Annotated in this window: 20 protein-coding genes; 10 read left to right on the top strand and 10 right to left on the bottom strand. The window is 64.4% G+C overall.

Annotated elements, in window-relative coordinates; all coding sequences use genetic code 11:
- Positions 1-224: 224 nt before the first annotated feature.
- Both ACCQ15_RS01325 and ACCQ15_RS01320 read right to left on the bottom strand, forming a co-directional pair.
- On the bottom strand, positions 225-1,943 hold the full coding sequence (locus ACCQ15_RS01325; protein WP_218539700.1) for an ExeM/NucH family extracellular endonuclease: 1,719 nt from the start codon (positions 1,941-1,943) through the stop codon (positions 225-227).
- Between the two features lie 276 nt (positions 1,944-2,219).
- A complete protein-coding gene (locus ACCQ15_RS01320; RefSeq protein WP_008572280.1) occupies positions 2,220-2,738 on the bottom strand; it encodes a c-type cytochrome in 519 nt (172 codons plus the stop codon).
- A 282-nt stretch (positions 2,739-3,020) separates the two neighbouring features.
- Here ACCQ15_RS01320 and ACCQ15_RS01315 point away from each other — a divergent pair, with 282 nt between their 5' ends.
- From ACCQ15_RS01315 to ACCQ15_RS01300, 4 genes are all read left to right on the top strand, one after another.
- On the top strand, positions 3,021-3,665 hold the full coding sequence (locus ACCQ15_RS01315) for a DUF4198 domain-containing protein (protein ID WP_008572279.1): 645 nt from the start codon (positions 3,021-3,023) through the stop codon (positions 3,663-3,665).
- A gap of 181 nt (positions 3,666-3,846) precedes the next feature.
- Positions 3,847-4,158, top strand: a complete 312-nt coding sequence (locus tag ACCQ15_RS01310) for a DUF3649 domain-containing protein (RefSeq protein WP_008572273.1) — start codon at positions 3,847-3,849, stop codon at positions 4,156-4,158.
- On the top strand, positions 4,155-5,774 hold the full coding sequence (locus ACCQ15_RS01305) for a PepSY-associated TM helix domain-containing protein (RefSeq protein ID WP_008572272.1): 1,620 nt from the start codon (positions 4,155-4,157) through the stop codon (positions 5,772-5,774). Before ACCQ15_RS01310 ends, ACCQ15_RS01305 begins: the two co-directional genes overlap by 4 nt.
- On the top strand, positions 5,771-6,106 hold the full coding sequence (locus ACCQ15_RS01300) for a DUF3325 domain-containing protein (protein ID WP_014089036.1): 336 nt from the start codon (positions 5,771-5,773) through the stop codon (positions 6,104-6,106). Before ACCQ15_RS01305 ends, ACCQ15_RS01300 begins: the two co-directional genes overlap by 4 nt.
- A gap of 106 nt (positions 6,107-6,212) precedes the next feature.
- Here ACCQ15_RS01300 and ACCQ15_RS01295 read toward each other — a convergent pair whose 3' ends face one another.
- The 3 genes from ACCQ15_RS01295 to ACCQ15_RS01285 form a co-directional block, all read right to left on the bottom strand.
- Positions 6,213-6,737 carry an RES family NAD+ phosphorylase gene (locus tag ACCQ15_RS01295; protein WP_008572268.1) on the bottom strand — a complete coding sequence of 175 codons (525 nt, stop codon included), beginning with the start codon at positions 6,735-6,737 and terminating at the stop codon, positions 6,213-6,215.
- Positions 6,734-7,108, bottom strand: a complete 375-nt coding sequence (locus ACCQ15_RS01290) for a DNA-binding protein (protein ID WP_372381121.1) — start codon at positions 7,106-7,108, stop codon at positions 6,734-6,736. Before ACCQ15_RS01290 ends, ACCQ15_RS01295 begins: the two co-directional genes overlap by 4 nt.
- An 86-nt stretch (positions 7,109-7,194) precedes the next feature.
- Positions 7,195-7,815 (bottom strand): TetR/AcrR family transcriptional regulator, encoded by a 621-nt coding sequence (locus tag ACCQ15_RS01285; RefSeq protein ID WP_372168454.1) that lies wholly within the window; start codon positions 7,813-7,815, stop codon positions 7,195-7,197.
- A 128-nt stretch (positions 7,816-7,943) separates the two neighbouring features.
- On the opposite strand from ACCQ15_RS01285, the gene ACCQ15_RS01280 reads away from it, so the two are divergent.
- The 4 genes from ACCQ15_RS01280 (at position 7,944) to ACCQ15_RS01265 (ending at position 15,180) form a co-directional block, all read left to right on the top strand.
- Positions 7,944-9,107, top strand: coding sequence for an isovaleryl-CoA dehydrogenase (locus ACCQ15_RS01280; RefSeq protein ID WP_008572264.1), 1,164 nt, complete (start codon positions 7,944-7,946; stop codon positions 9,105-9,107).
- 10 nt (positions 9,108-9,117) lie between these two features.
- Positions 9,118-10,728 carry a carboxyl transferase domain-containing protein gene (locus ACCQ15_RS01275; RefSeq protein ID WP_372168453.1) on the top strand — a complete coding sequence of 537 codons (1,611 nt, stop codon included), beginning with the start codon at positions 9,118-9,120 and terminating at the stop codon, positions 10,726-10,728.
- Between the two features lie 240 nt (positions 10,729-10,968).
- Complete coding sequence (locus tag ACCQ15_RS01270; RefSeq protein ID WP_372381120.1) at positions 10,969-12,996, top strand: acetyl/propionyl/methylcrotonyl-CoA carboxylase subunit alpha; 2,028 nt, start codon at positions 10,969-10,971, stop codon at positions 12,994-12,996.
- 99 nt (positions 12,997-13,095) lie between these two features.
- Entirely contained in the window at positions 13,096-15,180 is a 2,085-nt protein-coding gene (locus ACCQ15_RS01265; protein WP_372381119.1) for a S9 family peptidase, read from the top strand.
- A 229-nt stretch (positions 15,181-15,409) separates the two neighbouring features.
- On the opposite strand, the gene ACCQ15_RS01260 is transcribed toward ACCQ15_RS01265, so the two are convergent.
- A complete protein-coding gene (locus ACCQ15_RS01260; RefSeq protein WP_039417208.1) occupies positions 15,410-16,570 on the bottom strand; it encodes a putative peptide maturation dehydrogenase in 1,161 nt (386 codons plus the stop codon).
- Positions 16,571-16,731: 161 nt separating this feature from the next.
- Here ACCQ15_RS01260 and ACCQ15_RS01255 point away from each other — a divergent pair, with 161 nt between their 5' ends.
- A complete protein-coding gene (locus ACCQ15_RS01255) occupies positions 16,732-17,031 on the top strand; it encodes an NHLP-related RiPP peptide (RefSeq protein WP_008572251.1) in 300 nt (99 codons plus the stop codon).
- A 27-nt stretch (positions 17,032-17,058) separates the two neighbouring features.
- On the opposite strand, the gene ACCQ15_RS01250 is transcribed toward ACCQ15_RS01255, so the two are convergent.
- The 4 genes from ACCQ15_RS01250 to aceB form a co-directional block, all read right to left on the bottom strand.
- On the bottom strand, positions 17,059-19,572 hold the full coding sequence (locus ACCQ15_RS01250; RefSeq protein WP_372381118.1) for a putative peptide modification system cyclase: 2,514 nt from the start codon (positions 19,570-19,572) through the stop codon (positions 17,059-17,061).
- A 3-nt stretch (positions 19,573-19,575) separates the two neighbouring features.
- A complete protein-coding gene (locus ACCQ15_RS01245) occupies positions 19,576-20,634 on the bottom strand; it encodes a GGDEF domain-containing protein (RefSeq protein WP_008572249.1) in 1,059 nt (352 codons plus the stop codon).
- 300 nt (positions 20,635-20,934) lie between these two features.
- Positions 20,935-22,230 (bottom strand): isocitrate lyase, encoded by a 1,296-nt coding sequence (gene aceA / locus ACCQ15_RS01240; protein ID WP_372381117.1) that lies wholly within the window; start codon positions 22,228-22,230, stop codon positions 20,935-20,937.
- A gap of 158 nt (positions 22,231-22,388) precedes the next feature.
- The gene (gene aceB, locus ACCQ15_RS01235; RefSeq protein ID WP_372381116.1) at positions 22,389-24,005 is read right to left on the bottom strand and encodes a malate synthase A; all 1,617 of its coding nucleotides are present in this window, start codon (positions 24,003-24,005) and stop codon (positions 22,389-22,391) included.
- Between the two features lie 118 nt (positions 24,006-24,123).
- Between aceB and ACCQ15_RS01230 the strand changes: the two genes are divergently transcribed.
- A complete protein-coding gene (locus ACCQ15_RS01230) occupies positions 24,124-25,080 on the top strand; it encodes a LysR family transcriptional regulator (RefSeq protein WP_372381115.1) in 957 nt (318 codons plus the stop codon).
- Positions 25,081-25,234: the final 154 nt, after the last annotated feature.

Raw genomic sequence — 25,234 nt, 5'->3', positions numbered from 1 at the left:
GTGGTCGATGCGCGCCCTGCTGGGCTCGACCACCTCAACGCATGCCGCGCGTCGGCGTCGGCGTCAGTGCTGCCGCCGTGATCACCTTCGCGTCATCGTCCGCCGCGTCCGCTTGGCTTGACGACGGCCTACGCAATCCTCGATGACCGCCCGGTTTGCAGCAGCACGCGCGTCCCCAATTCGCCTTGGCACGCGTGCAGCGTGCACAGCCACGATCGGCAGCGCTACAACGAAAAACCCAGCAACACCGGGTCGTGATCGGAGCTGCGCCACGGCCCCGGCAGGTTGCGCTTGGCGTAGCCGGCGTCGTCCATGACATCGGCATTGATATGCCATTCGGCCGCGCCACGCAGCTGCTTGGCCATCGCCGGGCTGAGCAACGCATGGTCCAGGCGCCCGCTCAGGCCGTCGTAAACGTAGCTGTAGGGCTGCTTCACACCGGCCACTGCAAACGCGTCCTGCCAGCCGCTGGCGCGCAGGCTGCGCATCGGCATTTCCATCGCATAGGCATTGAAGTCGCCCAGCAGCACGGCGAGCTTGGTCTGCGCGCCAGTGGGGTCGGTCTGCAGCCACTGGTGCAACCGCTTGGCCGATTCGGTCCGGGTGGCATTCCAGCAGGCCTGGCCGTCCTGCTGATCGGCGTCTGCACCGCTGGCGTTGCCGCAGCCTTTGGACTTGAAGTGATTGGCGACCACCACGAAGGTGGCTCCGCGCGCACTGCGAAACGCCTGCGCCAGCGGCACGCGACTATGGTTCTCGAACGGCCCGCCGGTCAGCGTGGCCGGCTTGCCGACCGGGGTGACCTGCGAGCTGCGATAGAGGATGCCGACCCGGATCGCATCGTCGCCCGGGCCGCTGCCGGTATCGACGAACTGCCAATCCTTGTCCTTGCCGGCAGCGTTGAGCGCGGCCACCAGTTGCGATACCGCCGCATCGGCGCCGTTGCCGTCGTTTTCCACTTCCATCAACGCAGCCACGTCGGCGTCCAATGGCACGATGGTGGCGACCAGCTTGGCCAGCTGCGCCTGGAACTGTTCGTGCGTGCGTGCGCCACGCTTGGTCGGGAAGCCACCGCCACGGCCATTGCCGTTGAAGAAATTCTCCAGGTTGAACGAGGCAATACGCAGATCGCCGCCCACCTGCGGCGCAACGGCTGTGGGCATCGCCGGCAAGGTCAGTGGGCTCAGCACCTGGATGCGATAGTTGCCGTCGTAGCGTTGATCGACGATGCCATCGACCGATTTGAGCAGGCTGCCGCTGCGCAACACCGGATCGGCCGGCAGATACGACACCGTCTTGGGGCTGCGGCCGTTGCGCACATCGTCCAGCAACACGCGACGACGTGCGTTATCGGCCTGCACCTGCGCGAACGCCGGCGTGCCGGCAGCGGCGACCTCGCTCGGCTGCCACAGGCGTCCGCCGAACGCGGCGACCAGCTCGCCGTACGTATCCAGGCGGTCGCTGCCATTGAGCGTGAGCGAGGCGATGCGCACGTGCTCGCCTTCCAGCGCTTCCCAGTTGGCCGGCGGGCCGCTGAGCATGCGCACCGGCACCGGCTGGCCACTGGCAAGCCGCTCGATGCTGCTGGCGTCCACGGTGGTCAGGCTCGCCTCGCCACCTGCCGAAACCTCGCGCACGGTGCCGACGATGCGCACGCGGTCGCCCACCGCCAGCTCGGCATTGCCGGCCCCGGTGACGAACAGGCCATGCGAGCGCCGCGGTTCGAACCCGGGCTGCTGCACGAACAGGCCGGCCAGCCCCGCGCGCGTATCGGCGGTGACGATTGCTTCCACCTCCACCACGCGACCGTCGTACGGGCTGCGGCTGTCTTCGCCCTGCACGTCGGCAATCGAGAGCCGCTGCGCGGCACCATCGGCGGCGCTGCACAGCAACGGGGCCAACAGACCAACCAAACCGAGCACAACCAGCGGGCGAGGCGACATCGAACGACTCCAGTGAGTGGATCAAACGCAAACGCCGCCCGGAAAGGCGGCGCGTGATAACGAAAAAGCGCGGAAACAGGCTAGCAAACGATGGTCAATGACCGCCAGGCACATACGCTGCGCAACCGTGATGCGGCTAACGCGTGCACTGATGCAGTGCTGTAGCGCCTAGGTCACCTCTGCACGCGAGGCGTTCGATCGGGCGCGCAACGCAGCCAATGCGCGGTACCAGGCGGGAATCGCAGACCCATCCTCCTCCGCCGACTCGCCGAGCCCTTACTTGAGGTTGCCCAGCATCCAATCGACAGTGGCGCGCACCTGCTCTTCGGTCAGCGCCGGGTTGCCGCCCTTGGGAGGCATGATGCCGCCATCCGGACCGGTGTAGCCCTCGATCGCGTGCTTGTACAAGGTGTCCTTGCCCTGTGCGATGCGTGCATCCCAATGCGAATGGTCCAGCGTGGGCGCCTTGCCGACACCGGTGGTGTGGCAGGCGGTGCACAGGTTGTTGAAGATGGTCTTGCCGTCGGTCGTACCGCCGTAAGCAGACTGCGAGGCGGCCTTGGCCAGCGCCGCGGCCTGGGCTGCGGCCTGCGCGGACGCGCCAGTGGCGCCGGCATACACCGCACCGGCAGGCGCAATGCGTTGCTGCACACGTTTTGCGGCGGTAGGCGAGACTTCGTCGGGGATAGCGCGTTGCAAATACGCTGCCAGGGCGATCAGGCCCAGGGTGATCACCACGAGTAAACCGATCACCATCGAGAATTTTTTCAGGAACTCGAGGTCGTAATTCCGCACGCGCTCACCCCTGGCTGTTGGTCGAAGACCTCTGCTAGCGCCGGAGTATAGAGCACACTTTGCGCCAGTCTGACCAGCCTGTATGACAGTTTTCGCAGCGATGGGCGCTGCGCGCCCGGTGGGCGGATGCTTCTGTCCACGGGCACGCTCGCCCCGGCTGGCCAATTGCCGCAGCGCCGCATGCCGCGCATTGGTCTCCGTTGTGGGAATTGCGTATCATTCCCAACAACCACGGTGGCGCGGTTCTCGCCTCGCCGGTCCCGTCCTTGAGGAGTCGCCGCGATGAAATCCTTCCTGCTGTCCTGCCTGGCCTTGGCCAGCATCAGCCTGTCTGCCCAGGCCCACGAAATCTGGATCGAGCGCGACGGCAGCGGCCCGGTGCGCATCTTCTTCGGCGAACCGGCGCAGGACGCGCTGGACCACGGCGAAGACGAGATCAAGCGCGTGGTCAAGCCGAACGTGTTCGGCACTGCCGGCAAGGCCGGCCCGCTGCAGCGCGGGACCGAGTTCCTGACCGCGCCGCTGGCCGGCAGCGGCGATGCGTGGTTGAGCGACGACAGCGTGTTCGAGCCGTGGAAGGGGGAAGCCGGCGGCTTCGAGACGGTGAGCTATTACGCACGCGCCGGCCGTGCCACACCGGCTGCAAAGCTCGATTTCGAGCTGGTTCCCACCGCTGCCAATCGCAATACGCTGACCGTGCTTTATCGCAACAAGCCGCTGCCCAAGGTGGAAGTGACGGTGATCGACCCGCAAAAGTGGCAGAAGACGCTGACCTCCGATGCCAAGGGCCAGGTGACGCTGCCCACGCTGCGCGCCGGCCGTCACATCCTGGTGGCCACCCACAAGGAACCGGTGAAGCGCGAGATCGCCGGCAAGCAGGTGTCGATGGTGCATCACATCAGCACGCTGACGTTCCTGGCCGAGTAAGCGTGGTCGGCACATCTCCCGCGCACTCATGGAACGGGCGCTGCCGCTGCGCGGTGGCGACGCCGGGCTTGCGCGTCCGATGCCACACGCGGGAACCACTAGCGGTTGCCGGCCCACCCGGCTGGGCAACGTTGCGTTGCGGTATGGCGGTTGCCCCACGTCCATCGCGCGCGGTGGCGTGATGTCCAGCGCCTCGCCCCTGCCGCTTGCCTGGTTCAGGCGCCCCTGGCTGGGCGTGCTTGCGCGCACGCTGGCAGCCATCTTCGGTGGCTACGCGCTGGCCAGCGCCACCAATCTGTTGCTGGCGCTGGTGCTGCCGATGCCGCGCAGTGAAGCGGTATTGACCAGCATGCTGATCGGAATCGTGGTGTGCGCGTGTGCGCCGTTGTGGGCCTTCGCCACCGCCAGCGTGTGGCGTGCCTGGGCCGGCATCGCGGTGCCGGCGGCGTTGATGTTTGCGTTGGCCACGTGGCTGCAACGGAGCGCGGCATGAAGCAGGGCTTTCGCCAATCGATGGCGTGGCTGCACACCTGGACCGGGCTGCTGGTCGGCTGGGTCTTGCTGCTGATCTTCATGGGCGGCACGGCCAGTTATTACCGCGACGAAATCAGCCGCTGGATGCGCCCGGAACTGCCCACCACCACCGTGAGCACCGCCACCGCGCTGCGCAGTGCCGAGCAGTATCTGCAGACACACGCAGCCGATGCAGTGAGCTGGAACATCACCTTGCCGGATCCGCGCACTCCGGTGGTGAGCATGTACTGGCAGAATCCCGCGCCCGCCGACGGTAAACCGGCAGAGCGCCGGCAGATGTACGGCACCGCCATCATCGACCCGGCCACCGGCAAGGACATCGCCGCACGCGACACGCTGGGCGGCGAGTTCTTCTACCGGCTGCATTTCGACCTGCATTACGTGCCGGTGATGTGGGCGCGCTACATCGTGGGGTTCTGCGCGATGTTCATGTTGGTGGCGATCATCAGCGGGGTGATCACGCACAAGAAAATCTTCAAGGATTTCTTCACCTTCCGCCCCGGCAAGGGGCTACGGTCGTGGCTGGATTTCCACAACGTCAGCGCGGTGACCGCGCTGCCGTACCACGCGATGATTACCTACACCGGCATCGTGACCTTGATGTTCATGTACCTGCCGTGGGGCATCAAGGCGCGCTATGCCGGCGATGAGATGCGCTTCTACGACGAGGCGGCCAACCGGGTGGCCGATACGCGCAAGGCCGCCGGTGTACCGGCGCACATGCTGCCGCTGGAGCAGTTCGTGGCACGTGCGCGCAGCGACTGGCGTGGTGGCCAGGTGAGCAATGTGGCGGTGTCACTGCCCAACGATGCGCACGCTGCCGTCGGGGTGAGCCAGTTGGCCGACAACCTTTCCACCGACGTGCCCTCCATCCTGTTCGATGCAGTGAGCGGCGAGCGCCTGCAACGCAGCGGGCCGCCGGGCGGTGCCAGTCAGACGCGCGGGGTGATGGTGGGCCTGCATCTGGCCCATTTCGCCGGGCCATGGCTGCGCGCGCTGTTTTTCGGCTCCGGCCTGCTGGGCTGCCTGATGGTGGCCAGCGGCGTGGTGATGTGGGCAGTGAAAGAACGCCCCAAGCATCTGAAAGCCGGGCGAATCGGTTTCGGACTGCGCCTGGTGGATGCACTCAATATCGGCACCGTGGCCGGTTTGCCGATCGCCTTTGCCAGCTTCTTCTGGGCCAACCGCGTGTTGCCGGTCGGCCTGGATGCACGTGCAGCGATGGAGGCCAATGTGTTTTTTGCTGCGTGGGCCACGGCATTGCTGGCCGCATTCGTGTGGCCGCGGCGTGCGATGTGGAGCTGGCAGCTCTATCTGGGCGCGGCGTTGTTCGCGCTGGTGCCGGTGCTCAACGCGATCACCACCGATGCGCATCTGGGCGTGACGCTGCCGGCCGGGCAATGGGCACTGGCCGGTGTGGATCTGGTGTGCCTGTTCCTGGGCCTTAGCCTAGGCATTGCCGCCTTTCGCCTGCAGCGTTGGAAAGCGCCGCAGCCGGCTTCGGCACGACGCGCGCGCGCTGCGGCTGCCGCAACGCCCGTGCCGCACACCGCGCCGATCCAGGAAAGCGCATGAGCGTGTTGCTGTTGCTGGCGCTGAATTTTTCCGGCTTTGCTGCGCTATGCCTGGCGATGGACAAGCATCAACTGGAACTTCGCGGCCGCCTGCTGGGCACTGCACGGTCGCGCCAACTGCGTGTGCTGGGTTGGTTGCTGCTGTGTGTCACCTTCGCGTTGGCGGTGCATGCGCAGGGCTGGGGCATCGGCGCAGTGCTGTGGCTGGGCACGTTGACCGCCAGTGCGGCGGTGTTGTCGCTGTGGCTGCTGCCGTACCGGCGCGGCGCGATCGTACCGGCCGCAGTGGCTGCACCGGTGCTTGCGGGTGTGGTGCAGGTGCTGAGTGGTTGAAGGTGGTTCGCGGCTGATCAGAGGTCTACTGCATGCGTTTGCATGCCGACCCGGCGGCAACGAACAGCATGAAGCACACGCGTGACCGGCCGACGGAATCGCCGAGCTAAACTGTCGGCGGATCGCCCCAACTGCGGCCATCGCGCGGCAGGCGGCCATCGTCAAGCACCTGCAGCACGCGCTCAGGCTGCAGCATGTCCAGAAACAGCACCACGTTGACGCCTTCCGGCCGCGCCATGCTGGGGAAGATCGCGCCGGGAATCTCTGCTTCGCGCAACAGGTCGCCGAGCACCCAGCTCACCGGTTCGATCTTGTTGACCAGCGCCTTGCGCCAGTCGTCGGCCCAGTCGGCCCACACCGCATCCCAGCTGGCATCGAGCAAACGCAGATCGGCCAGCGCCGGAAGATCGGCGGCGTAGCTGACCAGCGTCAACGGTGGCAGGAACGGGGCAGCCTGGGCATATTCGGCCGCGGCGGTTTCCAGTTGCAGCGACAGATAGAGCGCCGGCTGGCCGAAGCGATTGAAGCGCCCACCCGAGCGCGCCGCACCGGCACCGCTCAGCGGTTCGGCGGCCCAGCGCGGGGTAAAGGCGCGATAGAGCGTGCAGTGCGCCGGGGCGCTCAGCTTCAACCGGCGGCCCCTGCGGCGACCGTGCGCAGATAGGTCAGCGCATCGTCGGTGCGCCCCTGCTTGACCACTTCCAGCAAGGTGGCGAACTCGAACGCGGGGATCGGCGTGTTCTTGAGGTGGAACACCACCTGGCGCTCGTCCGGTTGCACCTGCGCCATCGCCACCAGCAGCCGCGACAGATTGCGCAGCAGGTCCTGCACGCGCGGGCTTTCAGGGTGCACGCGCAGGCTGTTGCGATGCACGCCGGCCAGGTCGGCCAGTTCCTGTTGCGAAAGATCCAGCAGACCGGCCATGGCCGGCGGCGACAGGATGGTTCGGTCCGGCACGCGCAGGCGTTCGGTCAAGGCCAGGGGATTGAGAACGGCGACCATCGCACGGCTCCGGCAAGGTAGGTGCACAGTATATGCACAGTCAGCCGCATCCGGGAGGCACATCCATGCGCTCGGTCAGTGCACTGTCAGCTGCGCGCTTGCGCTGCCCCTACCGCGCGCAGACAGAAGCCGCAGATCGCTTCGACCAGTTGCTCGCCCTGTTGCGGGTCGCCACGGCTGGGGGCGATCGGCCCCACCAGGGCCTCGGTAAACGCGCCAACGATGCAGGCAGCCGCGGCATCCAGCGACTGCTGCGGAAACTCCCCGGCCGCCACGCCTTCGGCAAGCAACTGGCGAAACACCTCACCGAACAGGCGGCGGCCGCGGATGCGCTCGGCGTCGACCTCGCTCTCCACCGGCTCGGCGATGAAGGCGTATGCCAATGCCGGGCCGGCCAGCGCCCGCCGTACGAAAGTGGCGATCGCGTTACGCAGGCGCTCGGCTGCGCTGGCCTGGGTAGCCGCAATGGCACGCAGGATGGCCATCTCGCGCTGTACCGCTTCGTTTAGAACTTCCACGAAAAGTTCGGCTTTCGACGGGAAATGTCGATAAATCTGCCCGGTTGATACGCCCGCCGCCGCGGCCACCGCGGTGACCGGTGCATTGCGGTAACCGCCTTCGGCGATCAGGACGCGGGCGGCGTGCAGGATCCGTTCGCGATTGCCGGCCAGGCGTTCTTCCATCAGGGCGGAGCGTCGATAAGCCATGGTGTGATTCTTGGTTCAATAGTTGAATTTTAGTTCACTTTTTTGTTGCGGACCGCTAGTCTGGCCGCATCCGCCGCGCGGCCCGCCCGCTCCCACCCGGCACATCCCGATCCCTGTGGAGTTGTTGCATGCATGTGCCGTCCTTGAACTTCGAGCTTGGCGAAGAGATCGACCTGCTGCGCGAAAGCGTGGCCGCCTTCGCCAGCCACCATATCGCTCCGCTGGCCGCGGCAGCCGACCACGATAACGTGTTCCCCGCCCAGCTATGGCGCCTGCTCGGCGAACAAGGGCTGCTCGGCCTGACCGTAGAAGACGCGTACGGCGGCAGCGGCATGGGCTATCTGGCGCATGTGGTGGCGATGGAAGAAATCTCCCGCGCTGGCGGTGCGATCGGGCTGTCGTATGGCGCGCATTCCAATCTGTGTCTGAACCAGTTGCGCAAGAACGCCAGCCACGAGCAGAAGCAACGCTACCTGCCCAAGCTGTGCAGTGGCGAGCATGTGGGCGCGCTGGCGATGAGCGAAGCCGGCTCCGGTTCGGACGTGGTGTCGATGAAGCTGCGCGCCGATGCGCGCGGCGACCGCTTTGTGCTCAACGGCAGCAAGATGTGGATCACCAACGGCCCGGATGCCGACGTGCTGGTGGTGTACGCCAAGACCGACCCGGACGCCGGCGCGCGCGGCATCACCGCCTTTATCGTCGAGAAGGGCATGCCGGGCTTTTCCACGGCGCAGAAGCTCGACAAGCTAGGCATGCGCGGCTCCAACACCTGCGAGCTGGTGTTCACCGATTGCGAAGTACCGGCGGAAAACGTGCTGGGCACGCTCAACGGCGGCGTGCGTGTGCTGATGTCCGGGCTGGATTTCGAACGCGTGGTGCTGGCCGGCGGGCCGCTCGGGCTGATGGCCGCAGCAATGGACGTGGTGCTGCCGTACGTGCACGAGCGCAAGCAGTTCGGCGAGCCGATCGGCACCTTCCAGTTGATGCAGGCCAAGCTGGCCGACATGTACGTGGGGCTCAATGCCTGCCGCGCGTATGTGTATGCAGTGGCGCGCGCCTGCGATGCCGGGCGTACCACCCGCCAGGACGCAGCCGGCGCCATCCTGTATGCCGCCGAGAAGGCAACCTGGCTGACCGGCCAGGCCATCCAGGTGCTGGGTGGCAATGGCTACATCAACGAGTACCCCACCGGACGCCTGTGGCGCGATGCCAAGTTGTACGAGATTGGCGCGGGCACCTCGGAAATCCGGCGCATGCTGATCGGTCGCGAGTTGTTCGAACGCACCGCCTGACGGAGCCACCATGAGCGTGATCGATAGCCAGCTGCAGGTCAGCGGCGAGACTTTCCAACACAACGCCGCCGCGATGCGCGCGGTGATCGACGACCTGCGCCACACCCTCGCCCGGACCGCGCGTGGCGGCAGCGACGCCGCACGCGCCAAGCACACCGCACGCGGCAAGCTGCTGGCGCGCGAGCGCATCGATGCCTTGCTGGATCCGGGCAGCCCATTGCTGGAACTCGCCCCCCTGGCCGCCCATGGCATGTACGACGACCAGGTCCCGTGCGCGGGCGTGGTGGCCGGCATTGGCCGCGTGTCCGGCGTGGAATGCGTGATCGTGGCCAACGACGCCACCGTCAAGGGCGGCACCTATTACCCGATGACGGTGAAAAAGCACTTGCGCGCGCAGGAGATCGCGCAGCAAAACCGGTTGCCGTGCATCTATCTGGTCGATTCCGGCGGCGCATTCCTGCCGTTGCAGGACGAAGTGTTTCCGGACCGCGACCACTTCGGGCGCATCTTCTACAACCAGGCCAACCTGTCGGCCAACGGCATCCCACAGATTGCCTGCGTAATGGGCTCGTGCACCGCTGGCGGCGCCTATGTGCCGGCAATGAGCGATGAAACGGTGATCGTGCGCGAGCAAGGCACCATCTTCCTGGGTGGCCCGCCGCTGGTGAAGGCCGCCACCGGCGAAGAAGTCAGTGCCGAAGACCTGGGCGGCGCCGATGTGCATACGCGCATTTCCGGCGTGGCCGATCACTTTGCCGACAACGATCTGCAGGCGCTGGCGCGCGTGCGCGCCATCATCGCGCAGCTCAACTGGCGCAAACCTGCCGCATCGCTGGCGCTGCAGGCACCGTTGCCGCCACGCTATGCCGCCGACGAACTATATGGCGTGATTCCTGCAGATACGCGCAAGCCGTTCGATGTGCGCGAAGTGATCGCGCGCATCGTCGACGATTCGCGCCTGGATGAATTCAAACCGCGCTATGGCAGCACGCTGGTGACGGGGTTTGCGCACCTGCATGGCTACCCGGTCGGCATCATTGCCAACAACGGCATTCTGTTTTCCGAGTCCGCGCTCAAGGGCGCGCACTTCATCGAGCTGTGCACGCAGCGCGGCATTCCGCTGGTCTTCCTGCAGAACATCACCGGCTTCATGGTCGGGCGCAAATACGAACATGGCGGCATCGCCAAGGACGGCGCCAAGTTGGTGATGGCGGTGGCCTGCGCCAAGGTGCCCAAGTTCACCGTGGTGATCGGCGGCTCGTTCGGTGCGGGCAACTACGGCATGTGCGGGCGCGCGTATTCGCCGAACTTCTTGTGGATGTGGCCGAATGCGCGCATCGGCGTGATGGGTGGCGAGCAGGCGGCCAGCGTGCTGGCCACGGTGCGTCGCGACGGTATCGAGGCCAAGGGCGGTGCATGGTCGGGCGAAGACGAGGATACGTTCAAGGCGCCGATCCGCGCGCAGTTCGAGCAGCAAGGCCATCCGTATTACGCCAGTGCTCGGCTCTGGGACGATGGCATCATCGATCCGGCCGATACGCGCCGCGTGCTGGGCCTGGGATTGTCGGCGGCCTTGAACGCGCCGATCGAACCCACGCGCTTTGGCGTGTTTCGTATGTGAGTGAGGGGGAGCATTGCAGCCGCGGTTCTGCGTGCTGCGGCACCCGATGCTGGTGTGCAGGCTGGGAGTGAGGTTGTGTGTATGCGTGCCGGCAATCGTCGACGTTTGCGCAGGTGGCTTGCAGCAACACAGCGCCGTGTGACAACAAACCTGCTTGCGCTCGATGCCGGTGTGCAACAGGCAAGCCGTTTATCTTCGTAAGACGACCCGCCGCTACGGCGACGTGCAGAGACTGATCCGATGACCCAGCGCGACCCTATCGCCGCAGCAACGCAAGCGCCCTTCGACAAGATCCTGATCGCCAATCGCGGCGAGATCGCCTGCCGGGTCATCGCCACCTGCCGCACCCTGGGCATTGCGACGGTGGCGGTGTATTCGGATGCAGACCGCAATGCACGGCATGTGCGCCTGGCGGACGAGGCGGTGCACATCGGCGCCGCGCCCGCGCAGCAGAGCTATCTGCGGGGCGAAGCAATCCTGCAAGCGGCACGCGCCACCGGTGCGCAGGCGATCCATCCCGGTTATGGGTTCCTGTCGGAAAACGCGGCATTTGCCGAGGCTTGCGCACACGCTGGCATCGTCTTCATCGGCCCGCCGGCAGCGGCGATCCGCGCGATGGGCGACAAGAGTGCGGCCAAGGCACTGATGCAACGGGCCGGCGTGCCGCTGACACCGGGCTACCACGGCGACGAGCAGGCACCGGCATTCCTGCGTGCGCAAGCCGACGCCATCGGCTACCCGGTGTTGATCAAGGCCAGTGCCGGCGGCGGCGGCAAGGGCATGCGTCGGGTGGATACCAGCGCAGCGTTCGAAGACGCGTTGGCGAGCTGCCAGCGTGAAGCGCAGTCGGCATTCGGCAATGCGCACGTGCTGGTGGAGAAATATGTCCAGCGGCCGCGGCATATCGAAATCCAGGTGTTCGGCGATACGCATGGCGAGGTGGTGTACCTGTTCGAACGCGACTGCTCGGTGCAGCGCCGCCACCAGAAGGTGCTGGAAGAAGCGCCCGCACCGGGCATGAGCGAAGCCAGGCGCGCGGCGATGGGCAAGGCGGCGGTAGATGCGGCACAGGCGGTGGGCTACGTCGGTGCCGGCACGGTGGAATTCATCGCCGGCCCGGACGGCGATTTCTATTTCATGGAAATGAATACCCGTCTGCAGGTGGAGCACCCGGTGACCGAATTGATCACCGGCACCGACCTGGTCGAGTGGCAATTGCGGGTTGCCGCTGGCGCGCGCTTGCCGCGCAGGCAGCACGAGCTGCGCATCCACGGGCATGCACTGGAAGCGCGCCTGTACGCCGAAGATGCCGAGCGCGGTTTTCTGCCGTCCACCGGCACGCTGCGTCAGTTGCAGATGCCTGCTGCCAGCGCGCATGTGCGCGTCGATGCAGGCGTGGAGCAAGGCGACACCATCAGCCCGTACTACGACCCGATGATCGCCAAGCTGATCGTCTGGGATACCGATCGCACGGCTGCATTGGCCCGCATGCGTGCGGCATTGGCGCAATTCCACGCAGTAGGGGTCACCACCAACAGTGCATTTCTGTCGCGCCTGATCGCGACCGATTCGTTCGCATCGGCGAATCTGGACACCGCCTTGATCGAGCGCGAACACGCCGTGCTGTTTCCAGAGGCGCGCAGCCCCGACAACGCCTGGTGGTGCCTGGCAGCGGTGTTGATTGCCGATGCATTGCCGCCAGCGGCCGTTGATCCGGCCGATCCGCATTCGCCGTGGCAGCACGCGGACGGCTGGCGCATCGGTGCGCATGCAGCGCAGCGCATCGTCCTGGAAGCAAACGGCGAGCGCCGCCAGCTCGCTGTGCGCCCGGATGCCGATGGCTGGCAAGTCACCGACGCAGGCCAGACGCATGCCGTGCGCTACCACCGGCAAGAGACGGGCGTGCGCGTGGAGATGGACGGCCGGCAATGGCGTGCACAGGTGTTGCGCGACGGCGCCACGCTGACCCTGATCGGGGCCACGCAGCGGGCCGTCTTCCGTCACCACGATGCACTGGCAGAAGCCGACCAGCCCACCCACGACACCGGCGGACTGACCGCACCGATGCCCGGCCGCATCGTGTCCCTGCCCGCAGCAGTGGGCCAGCCGGTCGCCCGTGGGCAGGCACTGGTGGTGCTGGAAGCGATGAAAATGGAGCACACCCTGCACGCGCCCAGCGATGGCACCGTGCAGGCGTACCTGGTGGCCGAAGGCGACCTGGTGAACGACGGTGCGGCGCTGGTGGAATTTGTGTCCGCGTCTGCGTAGCGGCGCATGGCAGGGTGACCAACGGCACGTTCGCCTGCGCGCACGCTGCCGCTAGCGTGGCAAATCGGCCGGCCCGGCCGCCTTGCCACCGGAGTTCCCATGCAACGCCTGCTTCTTGTTTCCAGCATGCTGCTCGCGCTGTCTGCGTGCAGCGACAAACCTGCGCCCGCTCCCGAGAAAGCGGCAGCACCTGCACCGGCGGCAGCAGCGCCCGCAGCGCCGCCTGGGCTGATCACCCGCGATGCGCTGTTCGGCAATCCCGAGCGGGCCAATGTCAGCATCAGTCCGGACGGCAAGTACCTCAGCTGGGTGGCGCCGCTGGCGGGTGTGCTCAATGTCTGGGTTGCGCCGGTGGATGCGCCCGACCAGGCGCGTGCGATCACCAAGGACACCGCACGCGGCATTCGCAATTACTTCTGGACCTATCAACCCAATACCTTGCTGTATCTGCGCGACAACGGCGGCGATGAAGATTTCCACCTGTTTTCGGTCAATTTGGCTGACGGCAGCAACAAGGATCTCACTCCGTTCAAGAAGACCAATGCCGAGGTGTATCGGGTCAGCGCACAACATCCCGAATCGATCATGGTCGGCATGAACGACCGCGATGCCAAGTGGCACGACCTGTACCGCGTGGACCTGGCCTCCGGCAAGCGCACGCTGGTGCAGAAGAACACCGACAGCCTGGATGCATACCTGCTCGATGGCGACTACCAGCTGCGCTACGCCACGCGCGCGACAGACGATGCCGGCAGGGAGTTGCTGGTGCCCGATGGCAACCGCTGGAAGAGCGTGGACCGCATTCCGTTCGAGGACGTCACCAATACCGCGCCGGAAGGCCTGACCGAGGATGGCAAGACGCTGTACATGCAGGATTCGCGCAACCGCGATACTGCAGCGCTGTATGCCATCGATACGGCCAGCAACACACGCACGCTGCTGTTCGAAAACCCGCGCGCCGACGTCGGCGCCACCTTGAACGACCCCAAGACCGGGGCGGTGCAGGCGGTGTCCACCGACTACCTGCGCGAAGAATGGAAGCCGCTGGACAACGGCATTGCCGCGGATCTGCAGAAACTCAAATCCCTTGGCGGCGGCGATGCCAGCGTGGCCGCGCGCACGCTCGACGACCGCATCTGGATCGTGGGCTATTCCGCGGCAGAAACCCCGCTCACGTACTACCGCTACGATCGCGCCGATGGCGGCAAGCTGACCAAGCTGTTCTCCGCACGGCCCGCACTGGAGGGCAAGCCGCTGGTGCCGATGTGGCCACAGGAGCTGACCGCACGCGACGGCCTCAAGCTGATCAGCTACCTCACCCTGCCGGCCGAAGCCGATGCCAACCACGACGGCAAGGCCGACAAGCCGGTGCCGTTGGTGCTGTTCGTGCACGGCGGCCCGTGGGCGCGCGACAGCTACGGCTACGGGCCGTACGAGCAATGGTTGGCCAACCGCGGCTATGCGGTGTTGTCGGTGAACTTCCGTGGCTCCACCGGGTTCGGCAAGGCATTCACCAACGCCGGCAATGGCGAGTGGGCCGGCAAGATGCACGAGGACCTGCTCGACGCGGTGCAATGGGCGGTCAAGCAAGGCGTCACCAAACCGGACGAGGTCGCCATCATGGGCGGCAGCTACGGCGGCTATGCCACGCTGGTCGGCATGACGTTTACCCCGGACGCCTTCAAATGCGGCGTGGATATCGTGGGCCCGGCCAATCTCAACACCTTGCTCGGCACCGTGCCGCCCTACTGGGCCAGCTTCTACAAGCAGCTGACCCGGCGCATGGGCGACCCCGCCACTGAAGCCGGCAAGCAGTGGCTGACCGACCGCTCTCCGCTGACCCATGTCGACAAGATCAGCAAGCCGCTGTTGATCGGCCAGGGCGCCAACGACCCGCGCGTCAAGCAGGCCGAAAGCGACCAGATCGTCAACGCAATGAAGGCCAAGAACATTCCGGTCACCTACGTGCTGTTCCCCGACGAAGGCCACGGCTTCCGCCGCCCGGAAAACAGCAAGGCCTTCAACGCCGTGACCGAAAGCTTCCTGAGCCAGTGCCTGGGCGGCCGCGTGCAACCGATCGGTGCGGACCTGGAAGGCTCCAGCATCACCGTCCCGGAAGGCGCCGACAAGATCAACGGCCTGAGCGAGGCCTTGAAGACGCATACGCAGGCGATTCGGAAGTAAGCCTGCGCGGGACTTGCTTTAGCCGGGAAACGAAAGCCGACGGCACTCTGCCGTCGGCCTTCGCAGGTGCTACGCAACACCGGAGCGCGGCTCGGATTGTCAGTAAGCGGCGCCAGATACCGGCGGGTAAACCGGGTGTATCAAGGGCAGCTACCAATACGTCAACGGCACACGCTCGGACATAGCGAGAAAGCGAGCAAACTGACCTCACGCGATTGTCCGATACGTCTCAAGTCGCTGCGGACCAAATCGCACCCATAGGATCCAGCTCTGCCGTCACCATGGTCGTGGCGCGCCAGCCAAAGCCGCATACGGCGAGAACGCCTTGCGAAGTCGGGTCCAAACCAAGCGCGCGCTCAAGATGTTTTTCGTTCACCGCACCGGTGATAAACGCCCCCAAACCGAGGTCGGTTGCCGCCAGATACAGCGTCTGCGACAAGTGCCCGGCTTCCAACGCAACCACGCGATACCCTTTGGCATGCTGCCTGTATTTCCAGAAGGTTCGATCAAAGCGCGGCACCAAGGCAACCAGTACATGCGCGTCTGCGAACCAGTGTTGCTGTCCTACAGCCTGCATGACGAAGTCATCGGAGCACTCAAGACCTGACATACGCTCTAAGGCGTGACTATCTGCACGATAGTGGTAGACGCCAGATTCCAGATCTTGGACGTTCCTCACCAAAATGTATGCCTCGATAGGATGCAAGCCACCACCGGAAGGCACATTCTTTTTAAGAAAAACCAGGTCATCGCCCACCTTTACCTTGGCATGAGCAGCGAACACCCGCTGCAACATGTGGGCGAACGTCGGTAGAGGAACGGGTCTGCTCTGATCGAAATTACGACAAGTGACACGCCGTCCCAGCAGGTCATCGAAATCGTTTGCGACCATGGGCGGCAGGCCGATGAGTGTTCGACGGTCATTTGCCGGCAACACTTCCGGAGGCGCAGGCCCCAAGACACGCCGCATTGCCACCGCTGTATCGGTGCCAGAATCCCGGGTGTTCTTGACCGCATCTACCCCATCCCATCGCGTAAATGCGTGCAGCACCGCGGCAAGCGGATGCCAGTGCGAGGCCCTCAGACGCGAATCGGCTTTAGCAAACCTGCTGCCTTGCGTTTGTTCCTCCAGCACCAGGCCCTGCGCGATCAAGCCGTCAAGCGCTTCACTCTCGTATGGCAAGCGGGTCGTCCAGTGCGAGGGACTAAGCTCACCCAGCAACGCCCGCTGAGCTTCTGACACGGCCACCGGGGCGTCGAGATGCGGCGCGAGCGCAAACCACTGCATCGAATGGTCCAGCCCATTGCCGCCTCGTAGAAGACTGTCCAATGTGTAAGACACGGTCTCACGTGGCTCCAGCACGACAATTGCGCAACGCTTGACCAGCATCATCTTCTCCAGCGATCTGAGGTACACCGTGTGCAGATATTTCTGCTCCAGGAATAACGCCCCGCCGTTGCCTAACTTGAGCCAATGCCTGATACCGCTCAAGCCAGCCCCGTTAGAGCCGCTATGTGTTACTTCATCCCACTGAAGTGCCAGCGATGCCAATGCTGAAGCTTGAACCTGCTGTTGCAAGCAACCTGATCGATCTACTGTCTACCGATGATGCCTTTCGTGCATTATTCGTCTCAGACACATTAGAGGCACTACGACAGGTTGGGCACATCGCCGCACCTGGCGACGACATCGAGGCATTCGTTCGCGATTGCGCATGCAATATCCAGTTGGCAGATAAGGATGTAATCGCAGGTGCGCGTGAGCAGATCAACACCATGCTGACGTCTGGGACCTCACACATCGTCCCTCAGCTGGATGCCGGTTACAACGGCGATAGGACGCTCAAATAAAGAACAGCTTTTTGGCACGCTGCAGGTTTACCCCTGCGTCTCTGCTATCCACGAATCTTCTGCTGTTCTCAGATCCACCAGATTGAGCGGCTGCAGACAGTATCCGCATTCGATCTCCGCGTAAGCCAAACCTCGATGCTGGCGGATCCAGTCGTGTTGAATCCGCGCATCTGCGTCACGCTGTCCAAGTTGGGCAGCGCGCATTGCCGTTGCCCTTGTCTGAAATCGCGACATCGAATCCAGATAGGGACTGAGCATGCGGAATGCATCGTCTGGCCGCTGCTCGGCTAATAGAATTTCCGCATCGACAACCGCACCCAGTTCCACCACCAAGCGGTTGGCGTAGGCCAGTGGCGCCACCTTGACCTGCTGCCGGACCCTAGCGGCACCTTGGGTATCGCCGGCGCGGGCCATGATGAGCGCGGCAGCCAATGCGGTGGACAGGTTGTCGATCCTATCGATTGGGACATCTGCGCCTAAATCCCGCAATGCCAACCTTGCCCCCTCTTCGGCGACCTTCGCGGCTTTTGGTCGCTGCCCGGAGGCAAGCAACGCAGTTGCTAGCGGGACGTAATAGTTGATCCGATCAGTTCCTCTCCTGTTCAATCCTGCGCTCAGTCCGACTTGGGCATGCGCGACCGCCGCGTGCAGATCCCCTTCATCAAGAGCGATAGTGGTTCGCGTGATATCGGCATGGAAATTCGTCTTGTCGACTCGAGCAAGCGCATCGCGTGCGCCCGAGTAGTCACGCTTCGCAGCCGCGACAGCAGCCTGACGCAGCAGCGCGCCATTCCATCCTGATCCGACCGCCTTTCTCACTGCCTGATCGGCTTGGTCGTATTGACCAAGAGCCAGCAAGATACGCCCATACATATCGAGCGATACGCTGGAAAGATCGTACTTCCCCTGCGCCGAAGCACGCGCGTACGGCAGAGCGTCAGCGAACCGATTAGCGACGAACAAGTCCATCGCTGCGTTCGCTTGGGCAGGTGCATAGTCGGGATACAACTCCGCCATCTGTATCCAGGAATCGGCCGCCTGCGCTGGATCGAGAATCTGCACGCCCCAGCTTTTTACGTAAAGCGCCTCGCGCGGGGGGAGCCTGGACTTGAATTGCTCAGCAACCCTAAGCGTTTCGGTCGCCTTCTTGTAATCGACATTGGCAAAATGGGCGCGCACTTGACCAAGCCAGGCCAGCGCAAAGTGCGGATCGATATCGACTGCTTTCTGGAAGAAATCCAAAGCAGCACCGTATTTCCCTTCCGAGTATCGTTGTTGTCCCAATGCATAAGCGCGCAACGCATCGAGACTAGATGTGGTGACATCCGGCAAGGCAGGACTGTTTTGTCGAATACTGTCACGGTTTTCGCCGAGCTGCGTCCTCAGTTCGCCCGTCACTGTATCAACAGCAGAAAGAATCGACGGATTTGAGCCGAATGCGGTACTTACAGCAACAGTCTGCTGAGTTTTCGGGTCGACCACTTCCACGACGAAACGTGTGCGCCCCCCAACGTAACCCACGGAAGGAAGTAACACCGCTCTCGCACCGGTGCGTAATGCGACATCCGACGCGTTCTTGCGGTCCAGCGGATCTTTGGTGGGATCTTTGCGCATCAGTGCTAACAGTTTCAGTGTTCTGTCTTCACTGAGAACGTTGACGTATCGCGATTGCTCCAGGCTGATCCGAAATGCCTGATCGAGTGCTCCGTCCAGCATCACGTCATTGGTGAGGTTGCGGACCGTCCCGACAACCACCCAGTCGCGTTCTGCAAACGCGAGCGCTGGTTGCGGCCGTGCAAAGAGCCAGATTGCGAAACCAATCCCCAGCACCACCCCCACCTCAGCCACCAACGCGGCCGGCCTGCGCCACAGCGGCACATCGCGCCAGGCTTTTGCCGAGTTCTTCGGCATGCGCAGGGGAGTCAGGCCGACTTCGCCGACTTCGTAGATCTCCATCGCGGTGGGCATGCCTTTGAAGCGCCAGCGCCCGTGCGATTTCCACAATAACCGGTCGGCCCGGTTGCCGAGTTCGCGTGCGGCGCGATGGGTCAACGACTCGGCTACCGCCGAGAGCAAGATCTGCCCCGGCCGTGCCATCGACATCAGGCGTGCGGCGGTGGGCTTGGCCAGCCCTTCGACTTCCAGCGGCTTGGCGCCGATGCTGATCGCTTCGTCGCTATTGCGCCAGGTCAGCACTTCGCCCACATGCAGGCCCTGACGTGCGCAGAGCGTGAGCGCATGCGCATCGCCCATCGTCTTGAGCCCGCGCGCGTAATCCAGCGCGAAACCCAGGCCATCGATGGGGCGGTCGAACAGCAGCAGCAGCCCGTCGGAACGATCGATCAGGCGGCCGCGCCAGTGCTGCTGCAGCTTGACCACCAGGCGGTCGTGCTCGCGGAACAAGGCGGCTGCGGCGTTGTCGCCGATACGTTCGACCAGCGCGGTCGAATCGCAGAGATCGGTCAACAGCAAGGTGCGCAGCCGCGGCGCCTGGATCGCTTCCGACGACGCGTCCTTGCGTGCGTGGGTACGGCTGCTCATCGCTCAGCGGTGACCGGTGGCAGGCGGTTGATCCAGGGCCAGCGTCTCCTGCATGCACAGCACATTGCCGCCCTGCCGCTTGGCCTCGTACAAGGCGCTGTCGGCGAGCGTGTACCAGTCGTTCCAGGCCGCGTCCGCGTCGATCATGCACGAGCCTACGCTGACCGAGCAGCCTTGTTCGCCCTGGCCGTTGCACAGCCGCGCTTCCACCGCGCGCACGATGCATTCGCCGATGTGGTGCACCAGCTCGCTGGTGCCTTGCGCGACGAGCACGCAGAATTCATCGCCGCCGAGACGGCAGGCCAGGTCGCCTTCGGCGATCACCGAACGCAGGGCATGGGCCACGTTCTGCAGCACGCGGTCGCCTGCCAGGTGACCGAACTCGTCGTTGATGCGCTTGAAACGGTCGCAGTCGATCAGGATCAGGCCCACACCCGGCATGTGGCCGGCCCGCCGGCATTCCTGCAGATGCAACGCCAGCCCGCGCCGGTTGTGCAGGCCGGTGAGCTCGTCGGTCCGGCTCAGTTCTTCGGTGTGGTTGAGCTGGTGCGAGGTGACGTAGAGGTTGTCCAGCGCCGCTTCCAGATCGTGGTTGCGGCGGCGCAGCTGGCGGATCAGCAATTGTTCGTTGTTGACCACCCGCACGATGGAGCGGCGCAGGAAGTGCGCCACCATCGAGGGGTCCTGGTCGACCAGACGCTGGAAATCCTCGTGTGCCAGCTCGATCAGACGGCTGTCGGTGGAGGCGCTGGCGCCGGCGCTGCGCGCGTGATCGCCGATCAGCAGGCCGAGCTCGCCGAAGAATTCTCCCGGGCCCAGATGCTTGAGCATCAGGTCCTCGCCGAAATCCAGGTCGATCTGGCCGCTGACAACGATGTACATCTGCGTGCCCACCGCACCGCGCTCGAACAGCGACTGGCCCGCGGACACCTCGCGCGAACGGCCGAAACGGGCGAAAAACGCCAGTTCCTCGGCAGTCATCAGCGCATGCAGCCCATCGGGGACCGTTTTGGCAACGTTCCCTGTCGGCTCGAGTGCGCCTGCGGTGTTGTGGCACGTCATCGGTTTTCCCTTAGGCCAGCCTGCACCATTAGCCCATGGACAAATCCTACAGGACCCCCTTGTTCAGCACCAGATCACACTATTTCTCACCAAGAAAGAGACGAATTGACGGGTATCGGACGTAAAAAAAGGGCTCGGTTCTCCGAGCCCTTCCCCCTCCCAGGGTGGCGCAATGTGGCGCCGGTTGAATCTGCCTTGGTCGGCTATTGCTGTAGCAACAGCTGCATCAACTCAGCGCCAGGTGTCGCTGCACTGCATTGCCTCATGTACAGCCGCTGCCGTTTGAGGTGCCGCCAGCCATCAGGCCGCCTTGTCGCTATGGAATTGCGCTTCTTCGGTGGAGCCACGCAAGGCGGTGGTGGACGATTGCCCCTGCTGGATCGCCTGCGTCACTGCATCGAAATAACCGGTGCCTACTTCGCGCTGGTGCTTGACTGCGGTAAATCCCCTCTCCGCCGCCTCGAACTCGGCCTGCTGCAATTCGACGAACGCACTCATCTGCCGGCGCGCATAGCCGTGCGCCAGATGGAACATGCCGTAGTTCAAGGCGTGGAAGCCAGCCAGGGTGATGAACTGGAACTTGTAGCCATAGCTCGCCAGTTCGGCCTGGAATTTGGCGATGGTGGCATCGTCCAGATTCTTCTTCCAATTGAAACTCGGCGAGCAGTTGTAGGCCAGCAATTTGCCGGGGAACCTGGCATGGATGGCCTGCGCAAACGCACGCGCAAATTCCAGGTCCGGCTTGCCGGTTTCGCACCAGATCAGGTCGGCGTACGGGGCATAGGCCAAGCCGCGGCTGATCGCCTGATCCAGGCCATTGCGGGTCTTGAAGAAGCCTTCGACCGTGCGCTGCCCGGTGGTGAACGGTTGGTCGTTGGCATCCACGTCACTGGTGATCAGGTCGGCGGCTTCGGCGTCGGTGCGTGCAATCAGTACCGTCGGCACGCCCAGCACGTCGGCAGCCAGGCGCGCGGCATTCAATTTTTCGATCGCCTCACGCGTGGGCACCAGCACCTTGCCGCCCATGTGGCCGCACTTCTTGACCGAGGCCAGTTGGTCTTCGAAATGCACGCCAGCCGCGCCGGCTTCGATCATCGCCTTCATCAGTTCGAAGGCGTTGAGCACGCCACCGAAGCCGGCTTCGGCGTCGGCCACGATCGGCTGCAGGAAGTCGATGGCATCGTTGCCTTCGGCGTGATGCAACTGGTCGGCGCGCAGCAAGGTGTTGTTGATGCGCTTGACCACCGCCGGCACCGAATCGGCCGGGTACAGCGATTGGTCCGGATACATCTGCCCGGCCAGATTGGCGTCGGCGGCAACCTGCCAGCCGCTCAGGTAAATCGCCTTCAAGCCGGCCTTGACCTGCTGCATGGCCTGGTTGCCGGTCAATGCGCCCAGCGCATTGACGAACGGCGTGGCATGCAATGAGGCCCACAATTTTTCCGCGCCCAACCGCGCCAGCGAATGCTCGACATGCACGGTGCCGCGCAGGCGCACCACATCGGCAGCGCTGTAATTGCGGGTGATGCCGCTCCAGCGCGGGTTGTTGGCCCAGTCCTGCTGCAGTTGTTCGGCGCTTTGCAGTGTAGTGCTCATCTTGCGTTCTCCTGAGAGGTACGACGGATGGAACGAGGAAGAATGGTGGGCATGCGGCATGGCAAGGCCGTCGTTGAGCGCGTGTGCGCAACGGGCGTTGGAATGCGTTGAAGTGGAAACTGCGCGACGCCGGTGGCAGGCGTCGCCGCAGGGTGAAATCAATCGATCAGGCGGTACGCCGGTACGGTAAGGAAGTCCGCCAGTTCGTCGGCGCGGCTCAACTCTTCGAGCAAGGCGATCGCTTCATCGATCCGTGCAGCGCCGGGCAGCGCGGTGGCGGTTCCCAGCCGTGCAGGCAGTGCGCGCAAGGTGGCCTGCAGCAGGTGTTGATCGATGGCGGTGCCATCGTCCAGGTGCTGGCCGTGATGCAACCATTGCCACAGCTGCGCGCGGCTGATTTCGGCCGTGGCGGCGTCTTCCATCAGGTGGTGGATCGGAACGCAGCCATTGCCGTCCAGCCAGGCCGCCAGATAGCGCACGCACACTTCGACATTGCCTTCGAACCCGGCGCGGGTGACATTGCCCGGCGAGGGCGCGATCAACATGTCGCGCGTCACCTGCACGTCATTGCGCACTACATGCTGCTGATGCGCGGTGGGCATGTGTTCGTCGAACAGTTTCATCGCCACCGGAATCAGCGCCGGATGCGCCACCCAGGTGCCATCGTGGCCGGCGGTCACTTCGCGCAACTTGTCGGCACGCACGCGGGCCATGGCCTGTTCGTTGGCGGCTTCATCGTGGTTGATCGGAATCTGCGCGGCCATACCGCCCATCGCATGCGCACCGCGGCGGTGGCAGGTCTTGATCAGCAGCTCCGAATAGGCCTTCAAAAATGGCTGGGTCATGGTGACCTGGCCGCGTTCGGGCAGCACGCGGTCGCGGTGCGCCCGAAAGGTTTTCAGGTAGGAAAAGATATAGTCCCAACGCCCGCAGTTCAGGCCCACGATGCGCTCGCGCAGCGCATGGAGAATTTCGTCCATCTCGAACACCGCCGGCAGCGTTTCGATCAGCACGGTGACCTTGATCTGCCCATGCGGCAGGCCCAGCATCGCTTCGATATGCGCCAGCGCGGTGTCCCACAGTGCGGCTTCTTCCATGCTCTGCAGCTTGGGCAGGTACAGGTACGGGCCGCGGTCCTTGGCCAGCAACGCACGGCCATTGTGGAAGGCAAATAGCGCCGCATCGAACAGGCCGCCGGCCAACGGCTGGCCGTCGATCAACACGTGCTTTTCGTCCAGGTGCCAGCCGCGCGGGCGCACGATCAGCACTGCACGTTCGGCCTCCGGGCGCAGGGCGTAGTGCTTGCCGTTGGGCGCATCGAAGCTGAGGTCACCGCGCACCGCCGCAGCCAGGGTGCGCTGGCCGGCCAGCAGGTTGCGCCAGGTCGGCGCGGTGGAATCTTCGAAGTCGGCCATGAACACCTTGGCGCCGGAGTTCAGCGCATTGATGACCATCTTCGGGTCGGTCGGGCCGGTGATTTCGACACGGCGGTCCAGCAGTGCCGCCGGCAGGGGAGCCACACGCCAATCGCCGGCACGGATGGCCTGGGTATCGGTACGGAAGTCCGGCAGCTGACCGGCATCGAAAGTGGCCTGGCGCTGGCGCCGCTGGGCCAGACGCTGCTGGCGGCCGGGCTCGATCGCCCGGTGCAGCGAAACCAGCAGGGCCAGCGCGGCGGCCGGCAGCAGTTCTGCCTGGCCGGCGATCTGGGTGGTCAGCGCAATGCCGGGCGTGGCGTGGTCGGTGGGACGGGCAGCAAACGCGGTGGCAGCCATGTGGGGGTCCTTGTGCATCCGGACCTGCACCGTGCGCCCGATACAATTATTTGACAAAGCAGTTTTATCAATGCTGTAAATAAGCTCGACTTATATTAGACCAGCGCAACGCACGCTCATGGCGCCAACCCCGCGATTTTCCTACAAATCTGATCGCCTCAAGCCGCTGCGCGCATTCTGCCAGACAGTGCGGCTGGGCTCTGTCTCACGGGCCGCTGAGGCGCTCTATGTCAGCCAGCCGGCCGTGACCCTGCAGCTGCAGGCACTGGAGCGTGATCTGGGCGTGCCGTTGTTCGAACGCTCCGGTCGACGCATGGCACCCAGCCGCGAAGGCCAGTTGCTGTACGACATGGCGCAACCGCTGGTGGAAAGCCTGGATGGGCTGGAAGCGAGCTTTCGCGAAAAGGTGCGCGGGCTGGATGCCGGCGAGCTCAATATCGCCGCCAACAGTTCCACCATCCTGTACCTGCTGCCGCGCATCGTGGCCAACTTCCGCGCGCGCCACCCGGACGTGCGGCTGACCCTGCACAACGCCATCAGCGCCGATGGCACCGACCTGCTGCGCGAAGATGAAGTGGATCTGGCGGTTGGCTCGATGCTGGATGTGCCGGCCGACCTCAACTACGCGCCGGTCTACCGTTTCGAGCAATTGCTGATCACCCCGCCCGATCATCCATTGGCCGGCAAGGCCGAGGTCTCGCTGCAGGATCTGTCGCCATATCCATTGATCCTGCCGCCGCGCCGGCAGGTGACCTACCGCCTGGTCGATCTGGTCTTTCAGCAGGCGCGCGTGCCCTACACCGTGGCACTGGAGGTGGGCGGCTGGGAGGTGATCAAGCAATACGTGGCGATGGGCATGGGTATTTCCATCGTCACCGCGATCTGCCTCACCGATGCCGACCGCGACAAGCTGGCCACGCGCTCGCTGAAGGATTTTTTCCCGACCCGCAGCTACGGCGTGGTGGTGCGCAAGGGCAAGTATCTGTTGCCGCAAGCACGCGCGTTTATCGAGCTGATTCAGCCGGATCTGTTCACGCCGCGTGGCTATGACGAGAGCGGCGATTCGGAGCGTTGAGTCGTTCGCGATGGCCCGGCGTCATCGTCTGGCATCGCGGCCATGCGAGCACGCGTCGCGCCATCCATCACGCACATCCGCCGGAAGATGCTGGATCAAGCGCGCCAAACGTGTGTGCCCTGCAGCAATGCGAGCGAACGCGACAAGATGCGTG

This window comes from Xanthomonas sp. NCPPB 1754 (assembly GCF_041475725.2).
Taxonomy (GTDB): Bacteria; Pseudomonadota; Gammaproteobacteria; order Xanthomonadales; family Xanthomonadaceae; genus Xanthomonas; species Xanthomonas euvesicatoria.
This window is presented reverse-complemented; position numbering and strand designations above follow the sequence as displayed.